11 protein-coding genes are annotated in these 12,866 nt (G+C 69.1%); 2 read left to right on the top strand and 9 right to left on the bottom strand.

Annotated elements, in window-relative coordinates:
* Nucleotides 1–11: 11 nt before the first annotated feature.
* The 4 genes from proB to rplU all read right to left on the bottom strand — a co-directional run bounded on the left by proB (nucleotide 12) and on the right by rplU (nucleotide 3,001).
* Nucleotides 12–794 carry a glutamate 5-kinase gene (gene proB / locus ABD164_RS14680; RefSeq protein ID WP_344297035.1) on the bottom strand — a complete coding sequence of 261 codons (783 nt, stop codon included), beginning with the start codon at nucleotides 792–794 and terminating at the stop codon, nucleotides 12–14.
* Nucleotides 791–2,335, bottom strand: coding sequence for a GTPase ObgE (gene obgE / locus ABD164_RS14675; protein WP_344297034.1), 1,545 nt, complete (start codon nucleotides 2,333–2,335; stop codon nucleotides 791–793). Before obgE ends, proB begins: the two co-directional genes overlap by 4 nt.
* Before the next feature lie 72 nt (nucleotides 2,336–2,407).
* On the bottom strand, nucleotides 2,408–2,665 hold the full coding sequence (gene rpmA / locus ABD164_RS14670; protein WP_344297033.1) for a 50S ribosomal protein L27: 258 nt from the start codon (nucleotides 2,663–2,665) through the stop codon (nucleotides 2,408–2,410).
* A gap of 27 nt (nucleotides 2,666–2,692) precedes the next feature.
* The gene (gene rplU / locus ABD164_RS14665) at nucleotides 2,693–3,001 is read right to left on the bottom strand and encodes a 50S ribosomal protein L21 (RefSeq protein WP_344297032.1); all 309 of its coding nucleotides are present in this window, start codon (nucleotides 2,999–3,001) and stop codon (nucleotides 2,693–2,695) included.
* 237 nt (nucleotides 3,002–3,238) lie between these two features.
* Between rplU and ABD164_RS14660 the strand changes: the two genes are divergently transcribed.
* Complete coding sequence (locus tag ABD164_RS14660; protein WP_344297031.1) at nucleotides 3,239–3,532, top strand: DUF4031 domain-containing protein; 294 nt, start codon at nucleotides 3,239–3,241, stop codon at nucleotides 3,530–3,532.
* Here ABD164_RS14660 and ABD164_RS14655 read toward each other — a convergent pair.
* A complete protein-coding gene (locus tag ABD164_RS14655) occupies nucleotides 3,524–6,139 on the bottom strand; it encodes an Rne/Rng family ribonuclease (RefSeq protein WP_344297030.1) in 2,616 nt (871 codons plus the stop codon). The genes ABD164_RS14660 and ABD164_RS14655 overlap by 9 nt on opposite strands.
* Before the next feature lie 276 nt (nucleotides 6,140–6,415).
* Here ABD164_RS14655 and ABD164_RS14650 point away from each other — a divergent pair, with 276 nt between their 5' ends.
* Nucleotides 6,416–7,036 carry a vitamin K epoxide reductase family protein gene (locus ABD164_RS14650; protein ID WP_344297029.1) on the top strand — a complete coding sequence of 207 codons (621 nt, stop codon included), beginning with the start codon at nucleotides 6,416–6,418 and terminating at the stop codon, nucleotides 7,034–7,036.
* 24 nt (nucleotides 7,037–7,060) lie between these two features.
* Here ABD164_RS14650 and ndk read toward each other — a convergent pair whose 3' ends face one another.
* The 4 genes from ndk to ileS are packed head-to-tail and all read right to left on the bottom strand — an operon-like array spanning nucleotide 7,061 to nucleotide 12,637.
* A complete protein-coding gene (ndk, locus tag ABD164_RS14645; protein ID WP_344297028.1) occupies nucleotides 7,061–7,483 on the bottom strand; it encodes a nucleoside-diphosphate kinase in 423 nt (140 codons plus the stop codon).
* Complete coding sequence (locus tag ABD164_RS14640) at nucleotides 7,480–7,935, bottom strand: DUF4233 domain-containing protein (protein WP_344297027.1); 456 nt, start codon at nucleotides 7,933–7,935, stop codon at nucleotides 7,480–7,482. The genes ndk and ABD164_RS14640 overlap by 4 nt, the downstream gene beginning before the upstream one ends.
* A complete protein-coding gene (locus ABD164_RS14635) occupies nucleotides 7,935–9,299 on the bottom strand; it encodes a bifunctional folylpolyglutamate synthase/dihydrofolate synthase (protein WP_344297026.1) in 1,365 nt (454 codons plus the stop codon). The genes ABD164_RS14640 and ABD164_RS14635 overlap by 1 nt, the downstream gene beginning before the upstream one ends.
* Nucleotides 9,296–12,637, bottom strand: a complete 3,342-nt coding sequence (gene ileS / locus ABD164_RS14630; RefSeq protein WP_344297025.1) for an isoleucine--tRNA ligase — start codon at nucleotides 12,635–12,637, stop codon at nucleotides 9,296–9,298. The genes ABD164_RS14635 and ileS overlap by 4 nt, the downstream gene beginning before the upstream one ends.
* Nucleotides 12,638–12,866 lie beyond the last annotated feature (229 nt).

The raw sequence follows: 12,866 nt of genomic DNA, 5'->3' as shown, positions 1-12,866 counted from the left end.
GTGACGATGGATCAGCGAGCCGGCTCGAACCAGGTGCCGACGTCGCGGCCGGCGAGGGCATCGTCGACGAGTGTCGTCGCCGTGATGAGCACGGCGGTTCCGGACTCGGCGGCGACGCGTGCCGCCGAGACCTTGGTCTCGGCTCCCCCGGTGCCGACGCCGGCACGGCCGACCGAGCCGATCTCGACGCCGGCCAGTGCGTCGCCGTACCGCACCTCGGCGATGCGCTGGGCCCCCTCGAGGTGCGGCGGGCGCGTATACAGCGCGTCGACGTCCGAGAGCAGCACCAGCAGGTCGGCGCCGATGAGCGCGGCGACGAGTGCCGCGAGCCGGTCGTTGTCGCCGAACCGGATCTCATGCGTGGCGACCGTGTCGTTCTCGTTCACGATCGGCAGGATCCGAAGGGCGAGCAGCCGGTCCATCGCCCGCTGGGCGTTCAGGCGAGGCGTCTCGTGTTCGAGATCACCCGCGGTCAGCAGCACCTGGCCCGCGACGATGTCGTAGCGGTCGAGTGAATCCTGGTAGCGGAATACGAGCAGGTTCTGGCCGACCGATGCCGCGGCCTGCTGGGTCGCGAGATCGGTGGGCCGCGAGTCGAGCCGAAGGTAGGGCATGCCCGTCGCGATCGCGCCTGAAGACACGAGCACGACCTCGGCACCGCGGCCGTGGGCGGCGGCGAGGGCGTCGACGAGCGGTGCGATCTGGCCCGCGTTCTCGCCCGAGATCGATGACGACCCGACCTTGACGACGATACGGGTCGCCGTGGGGATGTCGGCTCGGCTGCGCGGCGTCACTGCTCGCCCCTGCCGGTCACATCCTCGGCGTCGGTGTCGGCATCGTCGGACGACCAGATGCCCGCTTCGCGCTCGCGCTGCAGCTCGGCCCGTGCCTCGGCCTTGGCGTCCATGCGTTCGTGGTACTCGCTCTTGCGCTCGGCGCGAGTGGCCCGCCGGTTCTCGTCGAGGCGCACGTCGGTGCCGCGCGGCGCGGTGATGAGCTCTGCCGTAGACGTGAGTGTGGGCTCCCAGTCGAACACGACACCCGAGCCCTTGCCGATGACGACCGTCGATCCGGCGACCGCGCCTGCGCGCACGAGCTCGTCTTCGACGCCGAGCTTCGCGAGCCGGTCGGCGAGGAAGCCCACCGCCTCGTCGTTCGTGAAGTCGGTCTGCTGCACCCAGCGCTCGGGCTTCTTGCCGAGCACGCGGTAGAGGGTGCCGTAACTGCCGCCCTCGGCACGCACCGTGAACCCGGGGTCCTTGACGAACCTCGGGCGAATGACGATGCGTTCGGGCGCGGGCTCTGCAGCGGCATCCGCTCGCGCTTTGTCGACGAGTTCACCGAGCGCGAATCCGAGCTGGCGAAGGCCCTCGTGGCTCACGGTCGAGATCTCGAACACGCGATAGCCACGCGCCTCGAACTCGCCGCGCACGAAGTCGGCGAGCTCGCGCGCCTCGGGCACGTCGATCTTGTTGAGCGCGATGAGCTGCGGCCGCTCGAGCAACGGCACCTGCCCGGCGGGCACGGGATAGGCGGCGAGTTCGGCCAGGATGACGTCGAGGTCGCTCACAGGGTCGCGACCCGGTTCGAGCGTTGCGCAATCGACGACGTGCAGCAGCGCCGAGCACCGCTCTACGTGCCGAAGGAACTCGAGTCCGAGTCCCTTGCCCTCGCTCGCGCCCTCGATGAGGCCGGGCACGTCGGCGACGGTGAACCGGTGGTCGCCGGCCTGCACGACGCCGAGGTTCGGGTGCAGCGTCGTGAACGGATAGTCGGCGATCTTCGGCCGAGCGGCCGAGAGCGCGGCGATGAGGCTCGACTTGCCCGCCGACGGATACCCGACGAGCGCCACATCGGCGATGGTCTTCAGCTCGAGCGTGACCTCGGTCTCGTCGCCGAGGGTGCCGAGCAGGGCGAAGCCCGGAGCCTTGCGCTTCGTTGTCGCGAGCGCAGCGTTGCCGAGGCCGCCGAGGCCGCCCGCGGCGGCGACGAATCGCATGCCAGGCTCGGTGAGGTCGGCGAGCTCGTTGCCCTCGTCGTCTTTCACGACGGTGCCGATCGGCACGGGCAGTTCGAGGGTCTCGGCCGTGGCGCCCGAGCGGTTGTCGCCCATACCGGGTTGCCCGTTGTCGCTCGAACGGTGCGGGCGACCGTGATACCCGAGCAGCGTCGTGACCTGCGGGTCGGCGACGAGCACGATGTCGCCGCCGTTGCCGCCGTTGCCGCCATCGGGGCCGCCGAGCGGCTTGAACTTCTCACGGCGCACCGAGACGCATCCGTTGCCGCCGTGACCGGCGCGCAGGAACAGCGTCACCTCGTCGACGAAGCTGACCATTCCGCACCCCTCTTTCTCATGAAAACACGTGAGGGCGAGCCGAAGCCCGCCCTCACGAAGACCGTCGGTCGACTATTCGCCGGCCGCCACGATGTTGACGACCTTGCGGCCGCCCTTGTTGCCGAACTGCACCGAGCCGGCCTCGAGTGCGAAGAGCGTGTCGTCGCCACCGCGACCGACGCCCGCACCCGGGTGGAAGTGCGTGCCGCGCTGGCGGACGAGGATCTCGCCGGCGCTGACGACCTGGCCGCCGAAGCGCTTCACGCCGAGGCGCTGGGCGTTCGAGTCACGACCGTTGCGAGTGGAGCTCGCTCCCTTTTTGTGTGCCATGTCTGATTCTCCTTGCGGGGCCGCGGGCTACTTGATGCCGGTGATCTTGACGCGCGTGAGCTCTTGGCGGTGGCCCTGGCGCTTCTTGTAACCGGTCTTGTTCTTGAACTTCTGGATCACGATCTTGGGGCCGCGGAGGTCGTTCAGGACCTCGGCGGTCACGGTGACCTTGGCAAGCGACTTGGCGTCGGAGGTGATCTTCTCACCGTCGACGAGGAGCACCGGGGTGAGCTGGACGTTGCCGTCTTTGTCAGCCTTGATGCGGTCCATCGTCACGATGGTGCCGACTTCGACCTTCTCCTGCCGACCGCCGGCGCGCACTACTGCGTAAACCACTACTCGTACCTATCTCTGGGGAACCTGATGGTTCCGTCTGTCTGATGGGGTGTCACTGCGCGGGACCCCAGCGGGATGGAGGGTCGTCACTGCCAGAAAACTGTGTTGCAGAAACGTCTGCAGGCGGGCACACCGGGATAAGCGGCGGCACCAACGGTCGAGTTTACCGGATGACCCGGGGCCGTGCAAACGCGCGTCGGCACGGCGAGTCGCGACTCCCCCGCGTAGTATCGCGACATGACGGTGCTCATCGACACGCCACTGTGGCCGAAACACGGCACCGTGTGGTCGCACCTCGTGAGCGACGCGTCGATCGACGAGCTGCATGCGTTCGCGCGCCGCATGGAGGTGCCGCCGCGCGCGTTCGACCTCGACCACTACGACGTTCCGGTGGAACGCTACGACGAACTCGTCGCAGGGGGCGCCGAGGCGGTCTCGCCGCGCGAGCTGATCACGCGGCTGGGTCGCAGTGGCCTGCGGGTGTCCCCTCGTGAGCGCCGCGCCCACCGCGGGCGCGACGCGTCACTCTGAGGAGTCGGATGACCCGCCGGCGGCATCGCCGTCGCGTCGGGTGATGACGGGGACGGCACTGCCGCCGCTCAGCGCGCCGGTCGATACCCGACGGCTGCGCGCACGACCCTCGCCCGCCTTCTTCGGGGCCGGCAGCGCCTCGAGCACGGAGTCGAGCAGCACCTCGGCCTCGGGCACTCGTGCCGGCCGCTTGCGGTCGACGGCGGGCGCGGGAAGCTCGATGATGGGCACCTCGGCGACCGCCGGCTCAGCGGCGACCGGCTCGCTCGCGTTGCGTTCGGCCACGCCCGAGCCGCCTTCCGGCACCTCTGCACTGGGCGATGCCGGAGTTTCGGCTTGCTTCGAAGCGGCCTCGCCTGCCCCCTGCTCCTGCGTCACACGGCGGTGACGGCCACGTCGCCGGCCACCGGTCGACTCGGCCGGCTTCTGCTCGGCTGCCGGCGACGCGGCCGGCTCGGCCGAAGCCGCGGCTGGGGCATCGGCCGATTCGGGCTTCGGTTCGCCGTGCGGAATCGTCGACGCCGCGATCTGGGCGAGGGCGTGCTTGACGTCCTCGGTGATCGCGTGCGTTCCGGTGTGCGGCGCGGGCGATGCTGCCGGTTGCGACTGCTGCTGGCCACCCCGACCACGGCCACGACCGCGTTCGGGCTGCTGCGGAGCGCGGTGCTTGAGTATGGGCTCGTGGTGCACGATGATGCCGCGGCCCGCGCAGACCTCGCAGGGCTCGCTGAACGACTCGAGCAGACCCAGACCGAGCTTCTTGCGGGTCATCTGCACGAGGCCGAGCGAGGTGACCTCGGCGACCTGGTGCTTGGTGCGGTCGCGTGAGAGGCACTCGACGAGTCGCCGCAGCACGAGGTCGCGGTTGGATTCGAGCACCATGTCGATGAAGTCGACGACGACGATGCCGCCGATGTCGCGCAGTCGCAGCTGGCGCACGATCTCTTCGGCCGCCTCGAGATTGTTCTTCGTGACCGTCTCTTCGAGGTTTCCGCCCGAACCGACGAACTTGCCGGTGTTCACGTCGACCACGGTCATCGCCTCGGTGCGGTCGATGACGAGCGAGCCGCCCGAGGGCAGCCACACCTTGCGGTCGAGCGCCTTCTCGATCTGCTCGCTGATGCGGAACTCGTCGAACGAGTCGCGTTCGCCCTCGTAGGCCTCGACCCGCTCGAGCAGGTCGGGTGCGACGGCGCGCAGGTACTTCTCGATGGTCTGGCGGGCTGCGTCGCCCTCGATGACCATCTTCTGGAAGTCCTCGTTGAAGACGTCGCGCACGATCTTGATGAGCAGATCGGGCTCGGAGTGCAGCAGCGCCGGCGCCTGCACCTTCTCGAGTGTCGACTGCACGTCGGCCCACTGCGCGATCAGGCGGTTGACGTCGAGCGTCAGCTGCTCTTCGGTTGCGCCCTCGGCCGCGGTGCGCACGATCACGCCCTGGTTCTCGGGGAGCACCTCTTTGAGGATCTTCTTCAGGCGCGCGCGCTCGGTGTCGGGAAGCTTGCGGCTGATGCCGTTCATCGAGCCGTTCGGCACGTACACGAGGTAGCGGCCGGGCAGCGAGACCTGGCTGGTGAGGCGGGCACCCTTGTGACCCACCGGGTCTTTCGTGACCTGCACGAGCACCCGGTCGCCGGGCTTCAGCGCCAGCTCGATACGACGGGGCTGGTTCTTCTCTCCGCTCTCGGCGGCGGCGTCCCAGTCGACTTCGCCCGAATAGAGCACCGCGTTGCGACCGCGGCCGATGTCGACGAAGGCGGCCTCCATCGACGGGAGGACGTTCTGCACACGGCCGAGGTACACATTCCCGATGAGGGATGCGTCTTGGTTGCGGGCGACGTAGTGCTCGACGAGCACGCCGTCCTCGAGCACGCCGATCTGGATGCGCCCGCCCTTCTCGCGCACGACCATCGAGCGGTCGACCGACTCGCGGCGCGCCAGGAACTCGGCCTCGGTGATGACCGCTCGCCGGCGGCCGGCATCGCGGCCGTCGCGGCGGCGCTGCTTCTTGGCTTCGAGGCGCGTGGACCCCTTGACCTTCTGCGGCTCGGTGATGAGCTCGGGCTCACGCGGCTTGCGCACCTTGACGACGTTGTTGGCGGGCTCGTCACCGGTGGCGCGGCCCTCTTCGCCGCTGCGTCGACGGGTGCGGCGACGCACGCTCGACGTCTCGTCGGCACTCTCGCCCCGGTCTGCGCGCTCTGCGCGGTCGCCGCGATCGTCGCGCTCCGACGGAACGAGCACCGGCGGCGCGTGGAAGATCAGCGACGTGGTGGTCAGGGTGTTCGGGATCGGCGAGACGGGTGGCGCGTCGGTGGCGTCGTCGGTCGCGGTCGACTGGTCGGCGGATGCCTCGGCCGGCGCCTGCGCGTCGGCGGGGGCCGCCTGGTCGGTGGCGACGACGGGCTCAGCCGTGACCGGTTCGTTCACCGCCGTGTCACGAGCCGGGGCATCCGACTCGGTCACCGGCTGGGACTGGGGCTCGACCGGCGGCGTCTCGACCGCCTTGCCACGCCCTCGACGTGACCCGAAGAGGCCACCGCGTCGCTTGGGGGCGCTGCCGCGCGAGTCGGGTTCGTTCGTGTTCTTCTCGTTGCCTTCCACCATCTCTGGTGCACTCCTACGCCGGTTGCGACGGCCGCGCCGTCGTTCCGTACTCTTCTCGAGCGGTGCTGCGCCATGCGCAGCCCCGCCAATCCTTCACCACTGCGACCGGCAGGTTGCCTGTGTCGCCACGTCTTGCGGGTTCGTTCCCGCCCACTGCGGATGCGGTGCATCCTTGAAGCCTTCGTCGGCGTCGTTCCGGGCGCGGCCCGGTCGACTCCCTCGATTATCGCATGCTCTCACACGAGGGCGTGGAATCGGCATGCCAGAATACCGATCATGCCCGACTCGACCCGACGTTCCCGGCCCGTCGCGTTCGCCGTGTTCCTGGTCGTGGCCGGGGCTCTGGGGCTGCTCGCCGCGTTCGAACTCTCGCTCGAGAAGGTGCTCGTGCTCAGCGATCCCGCCCACGTGCCGTCGTGCGATGTCGGCGTGCTCGTCGGCTGCGGCGTGAACCTCGAGTCGGCGCAGGGATCGGTGTTCGGGTTCCCGAATCCGTTCATCGGGCTGATGGCCTGGCCGGTCGTGATCACGATCGGCGTCGCGCTGCTCGGAGGTGTGCGGTTTCCGCGCTGGTTCTGGGCGGGGTTCAATCTCGGCGTCGTCGGTGCGCTCGTGTTCGTGGGCTGGCTCATCGCACAGAGCATCTACGTGCTCGACGTGCTGTGCCCGTGGTGCATGCTCACGTGGGCGGTCACGATCCCCACGTTCTGGGCGGTGACCCTCTACAACCTGCGTGAAGGCAATATTCCCGTGCCAGCACGCATCCGGCGGCTCGCCGGAGCCTGGTTCGGATGGGTGCCGCTGATCACCGTCGTGAGCTACGCGGTGGTCGTGCTGCTCGCGCAGGCGCAGATGAACGCGATTGCGCGGGTGCTCATCGACCTGCAGAACCTGTGACCGCCCTGCCCGACCCGCGAGATCTCAGCTGAACCAGAGGCCCAACTCGCGTTCGGCCGACTCTGCCGAGTCGGAGCCGTGCACGAGGTTCTGCTGCACCCTGAGACCCCAGTCGCGACCGAAGTCGCCGCGGATCGTGCCGGGCGCCGCCGTCGTCGGGTCGGTCGTGCCCGCGAGCACGCGGAAACCCTCGATGACGCGATTGCCTGCGACTCGAATCGCGACCGTCGGCCCCGACTGCATGAACTCGATGAGGGGCTCGTAGAAGGGCTTGCCCTCGTGCTCGGCGTAGTGCTTCGCGAGCAACTCGCGGTCGGCCTGCACCAGGCGGATGTCGACGAGCGAGTAGCCCTTCGCCTCGATGCGCCGCAGGATCTCACCGCTGAGATTGCGGGCGACCCCGTCGGGCTTCACGAGCACGAGGGTCTCTTCGATCGCAGTGGTCATTGCTGTTCCTTCCTTGCCGCGGCGGCCGCCGCGTGCTGTCGGTCGATGCGGCCCCCGACGACCATGGCGAACCACCACATGCCACCGAAGATCACCCCGACGACGAACATCGCCGGGTTGAGCAGGCCCGACGCGAGGATCAGCAGCTGCAGCACCCAGCCGAGCGCGAACGCCCAGCGGTGACGCAACAGTCCGATCGTCGCGACCAAGGCCACGATGATGACGCCGCCGGCCACGAGGGCGACCCACGACGGCAGCGCTCCTGACGGCTCGCCCTGGGCGAGTCCCCAGATGACGAGGGCGGCGAGGAACACGATCAGTGCCTCACCTGCGAGGATCACCGAAGCGAGACTCTGCCGGAGCGACCGCGCCGGACGCGCCGGGTGCGCGGGTCGAGCGGTCGCGTCGTCGGGGGTCTCGGGTGCCGGTTCGGGCTGCACCGATTCGGCCATCAGCGACCCCACTCGCGGTCGGCCGCGATGAGCATCGCCTCGCCGACGAGTGCGATCGAACCCGCCACGACCACCGCGCGCTTCGGCGCCTCGGCCGCCCAGGCACGAGCCTCGTCGAGCGCGTCATCGACTCGCGGAGCGACACGCACGCGGGCGGCGCCGATGCGGTCGGCGACGAAGGCGCCGAGCTGCTCTGCGGGCACCGCGCGGTCGCTCTCGGGCGCCGTCACGACGAACGGACCCGATCGGCGGGCCAGCGTGTCGACGATGCCGGCCACGTCTTTGTCGGCGAGCACGCCGAAGACGAACGCCACCTCGTCGAAGTCGAAGTACTCGTCGAGCCCGGCGATGAGCGCGGCGGCGCCGTGTGGGTTATGAGCCGCGTCGACCACGATCGTCGGTTCTGCGCCGACGACCTGCAGCCGCCCGGGCGACGTCGCGGCACCGAGGCCCTGCTGTACAACCGCGTCCGCGAGGCGGACCGAGCCGCCTCCGATGAACGCCTCGACCGCGGCGACGGCGACGGCGGCGTTCTCTGCCTGGTGCCGCCCGAAGATCGGCAGTTGCACATCGACGTACTCGCCCGCCAGTCCCCGGATCGTGACGAGCTGGCCACCCACCGCGACCTTCGATTCGACGACGTCGAACGCGTCGCCCTCGACGGCGAGCGTCGACTCGGTGAGGTCGGCCGCGTGCTCGAGGACCGCGAGGGCCTCGTCGGGCTGGATCGCCGTCACGACCGAGGCCGCTGGTTTGATGATGCCCGACTTCGTGCGCGCGATCGCCTCGACGGTCGAGCCGAGCCGGCCCTCGTGGTCGAGTGCGATCGGGGTGAACACCGCCACCTGGCCATCGGCCACGTTCGTCGAGTCCCACTCGCCGCCCATGCCGACCTCGAGCACCACGACATCGACGGGCGCGTCGGCGAAGCACGCGAAGGCGAGGGCGGTGAGCACTTCGAAGAACGTCAGCGGTGCCTCGCCGGCCTGCTCGAGCTCGGCGTCGACGATCGCGATGAAGGGGAGGATCTCCTCCCAGTTGCGGGCGACGGCCTCGTCGGCGATGGGTTCGCCGTCGATGCGGATGCGCTCGGTGAAGCGTTCGAGGTGCGGACTCGTGAGCAGACCGGTGCGCAGGCCCGACGCGCGCAGCAGGCTCTCGATCATGCGGCTCGTGGAGGTCTTGCCGTTCGTGCCGGTGATGTGGATCACGGGCGCCGCGCGGTGCGGGTCGCCGAGCAGTTCGACGGCTCTGCGGGTGGGTGCGAGGCGCGGGCGGGGCGAGCCCTCGCCCACACGTGCCAGCAGTGCGGCGAAGACCGCGTCGGCGGCATCTCGTGCGTCGTGGTCGGTCTCGTCGTTCACGCCTTCTCCAATCCGATGGTCAGCGCCGTTCCGCCGGCGAGGGTTTCGGCGGCCGACGCCGAGCCGGCGCCCACCTCGACGAGCTCGACGATCTCGAGCGCCGTCGCGAGCGTCTCGCCGGCGATCAGCTCGCGGTGCGCCTCGGCCGACGCCCGGCTCTCGACGTCGAGCGACAACGTGAGCCTGATGCGGTCGCCGACCTCGAGGCCCGCGGCCTTGCGCGCGTCTTGAACGGCACGCACGATGTCGCGCGCCCGACCTTCGGCCTCGAGCTCGGGGGTCGTGGCGGTGTCGAGGATCACGAAGCCGCCATCGCCGAGCAGCGCGAGTGCGCTCTGGCCGTCTTCGGAGCCGCCGGCCTCGAGCACGAGGTCGTATTCGGCCGGCTCGAGCGAGATGCCGCCCGCCACGACGGTGTCGCCGTCGAGTGACCAGTCACCCGCCCGCGCGGCCTGGATCGCCTGCTGCACCGACTTGCCGAGGCGCGGTCCGGCAGCACGCGCGTTGACGCTCAGCCGCTTGGTGACGCCGTAGGCCTCTGCGCTCGATCCGTCGAGTGCCACCAGGTCGACCGACTTCACGTTGAGCTCGTCGCGCAGGATTGCCTCGAACGCAGTGAGGCCCGCGACATCCGTCGTCACGATCGTGAGCTTCGAAAGCGGCAGCCGCACCCGGCGACCCGCCTGCTTGCGCAGGGCGAGAGCCGATCCGCTGATCTCTCGAACCGCGTCCATCGCCGCGACGAGCGCGTCATCGGCGGGGAACTCATCGGCGACCGGCCAGTCGGCCAGGTGCACGCTGCGGCCTCCGGTGAGTCCCCGCCACACCTGCTCCGAGATGAGTGGCAGCAGCGGCGCCGCGAGGCGCGTGAGCGTCTCGAGCACGGTGAACAGCGTGTCGAACGCCTCGCGGCCGTTGCCGTCGGCATCGACGCCCACCCAGAACCGGTCGCGCGAGCGGCGGACGTACCAATTGGTGAGCACATCGCCGAAGTCTCGCAACTTCTGCGCGGCGAGCGTCGTGTCGAAGTGTTCGAGGTCTTCGGTGACCCGGGTGACGAGATCGCGCAGTTTCGCGAGCAGGTAGCGATCGAGCACGTCGGTCGAGTCGGTGCGCCGCTGCGCCTCGTAACCCGAAGTCGCCGGGCCGGTCGACCGCCGCGCGGTGTTCGCATAGAGAGAGAAGAAGTACCAGGTGCTCCAGAGCGGCAGCATGAACTGGCGCACGCCCTCGCGGATGGCCTCTTCGGTGACGACGAGATTGCCGCCGCGAAGCACCGAGCTCGACATCAGGAACCAGCGCATGGCGTCGGAGCCGTCGCGGTCGAAGACAGAGTTCACATCGGGGTAGTTGCGCAGCGACTTCGACATCTTCTGCCCGTCGCTGCCGAGCACGATGCCGTGGCTGACGACGTTCGTGAACGCGACCCGGTCGAACAGCGCGGTCGACAGCACGTGCATGACGTAGAACCAGCCGCGCGTCTGTCCGATGTACTCGACGATGAAGTCGGCGGGCTGGAGGGTGTCGAACCACTGCTGGTTCTCGAACGGGTAGTGCACCTGCGCGAACGGCATCGAACCCGAGTCGAACCACACGTCGAAGACGTCGGGGATACGCCGCATCGTCGAGCGGCCGGTCGGATCGTCGGGATTGGGCCTCGTGAGGTCGTCGATGTAGGGCCGGTGCAGGTCGGGCTCGCCGTCGGGGTTGCGCGGCAGCGTGCCGAAGTCGCGCTCGAGTTCGGCGAGCGAACCGTAGACGTCGACGCGCGGGTACGTGGGGTCGTCGCTCTTCCACACGGGGATCGGCGAGCCCCAGTAGCGGTTGCGGCTGATCGACCAGTCGCGCGCCCCGGCGACCCACTTGCCGAACTGCCCGTCCTTGACGTTGTCAGGCACCCACGTGACCTCTTGGTTGAGTTCGCCCATGCGGTCGCGGAACTCGGAGACGCGCACGAACCAGCTCGACACCGCCTTGTAGATGAGCGGATTGCGGCACCGCCAGCAGTGCGGGTACGAGTGCACGTAGCTCGCCTCGCGAAGCAGCCGCCCTTCGGCTTTCAGCAGCCGGATGATCGGCCTGTTCGCGTCACTCCAGAGCATTCCGGCGACATCGGTCACGGCGGGCAGGAACTTTCCGCCCTCGTCGAGCGAGATGACGACCGGGATGCCGGCGGCCTCGCCGATCTTCTGGTCCTCCTCGCCGTATGCGGGAGCCTCGTGCACGATGCCGGTGCCGTCTTCGGTCGTGACGTAGTCGGCGACGAGGATGCGCCATGCGTTCTGCAGCCCGTAGGCCTCGACGTCGGCGTAGTAGTCGAAGAGCCGGTCGTAGGTGACGCCCTCGAGGTCGGCTCCGCGCACGGTTCGCGAGACCGCGGCGCGGGCGTCGTCGGCCGAGTCGTAGCCGAGCTCCTTCGCGTAGTTGCCGACCAGGTCGGCAGCGAGCAGGTACTCGCCGCCCAAGACCTCGGTATCGGATGCCCCATTGCCGGCCTTCTCGCGAAGCACGGTGGCGTCGGGGGTGCCGTTCGGCCCGGCGGGCACGACCGCGTACTCGATGTCGGGGCCGACGGCGAGCGCGAAGTTCGTCGGCAGCGTCCACGGAGTCGTCGTCCACGCGAGGGCGCGCACCGCGGTGAGGCCGAGTGTCTCGGCCTTCGGCCCGGTGAGCGGGAAGGTGACCGTCACCGTCTGGTCTTGCACGTCCTTGTAGACGTCGTCGTCCATGCGCAGCTCGTGGTTCGACAGCGGCGTCTGGTCGCGCCAGCAATATGGCAGCACCCGATAGCCCTCGTAGGCGAGCCCCTTGTCGTGCAGGGTCTTGAACGCCCAGATCACCGACTCCATGAATGTGACGTCGAGCGTCTTGTAGTCGTTCTCGAAGTCGACCCATCGCGCTTGGCGGGTGACGTACTCCTGCCACTCCTTCGTGTAACGCAGCACCGCGCCACGGGCGGCCTCGTTGAAGGCCGCGATGCCCATCTGCTCGATCTCGCTCTTGTCGGTGATGCCGAGCTGGCGTTCGGCCTCGAGCTCGGCGGGCAGCCCGTGCGTGTCCCAGCCGAACCGGCGGTGCACCTGGCGGCCGCGCATGGTCTGGAAGCGCGGGAAGACGTCTTTGGCGTAGCCCGTGAGCAGGTGGCCGTAGTGAGGCAGCCCGTTGGCGAAGGGCGGTCCGTCGTTGAACACCCACTCGTCGGCGCCCTCGCGCTGGTCGATGGACGCCTGGAACGTGCCGTCGGCCTTCCAGAACGCGAGCACGTCGCGCTCGATGGCGGGGAAGCTCGGCGATGGCGCGCCGCCGGCGGACTCTGAATCCTGACCCTTGGGGTACAACGTTCTCTCCTGGAGGGACTGACCTGATCCACGAGGACGGCCGACTCGACGAGTTCAGCCGCGGTACCACCCCGCTTGCGCATCGACCCGCCGACTCGCTCGGGACCGCTGCACCGCTTGTTCATTGGCTGTGACGGGCCAGACCCGTTCGGTTCTACTGGGCGTGCGCCGTTCTTCCGAAGACTCCCCGGTGATGGCCGGATCGATGTCGTTCCCACGAGTGTATCGG

Origin of the sequence: Agromyces neolithicus, assembly GCF_039529735.1 — a bacterium.
GTDB lineage: Bacteria > Actinomycetota > Actinomycetes > Actinomycetales > Microbacteriaceae > Agromyces > Agromyces neolithicus.
Note: the sequence above shows the minus strand (reverse complement) of the source record. Positions and strands in the feature narration are given on the sequence as shown.

What these genes read in the sequence shown, in the direction of transcription:
- obgE (WP_344297034.1), bottom strand. Translation starts at nt 2,335, where the DNA reads ATGGTCAGCTTCGTCGACGAGGTGACGCTGTTCCTGCGCGCCGGTCAC.
- rpmA (WP_344297033.1), bottom strand. Translation starts at nt 2,665, where the DNA reads ATGGCACACAAAAAGGGAGCGAGCTCCACTCGCAACGGTCGTGACTCG.
- ABD164_RS14660 (WP_344297031.1), top strand. Translation starts at nt 3,239, where the DNA reads ATGACGGTGCTCATCGACACGCCACTGTGGCCGAAACACGGCACCGTG.
- ABD164_RS14655 (WP_344297030.1), bottom strand. Translation starts at nt 6,139, where the DNA reads ATGGTGGAAGGCAACGAGAAGAACACGAACGAACCCGACTCGCGCGGC.
- ABD164_RS14650 (WP_344297029.1), top strand. Translation starts at nt 6,416, where the DNA reads ATGCCCGACTCGACCCGACGTTCCCGGCCCGTCGCGTTCGCCGTGTTC.
- ndk (WP_344297028.1), bottom strand. Translation starts at nt 7,483, where the DNA reads ATGACCACTGCGATCGAAGAGACCCTCGTGCTCGTGAAGCCCGACGGG.
- ABD164_RS14640 (WP_344297027.1), bottom strand. Translation starts at nt 7,935, where the DNA reads ATGGCCGAATCGGTGCAGCCCGAACCGGCACCCGAGACCCCCGACGAC.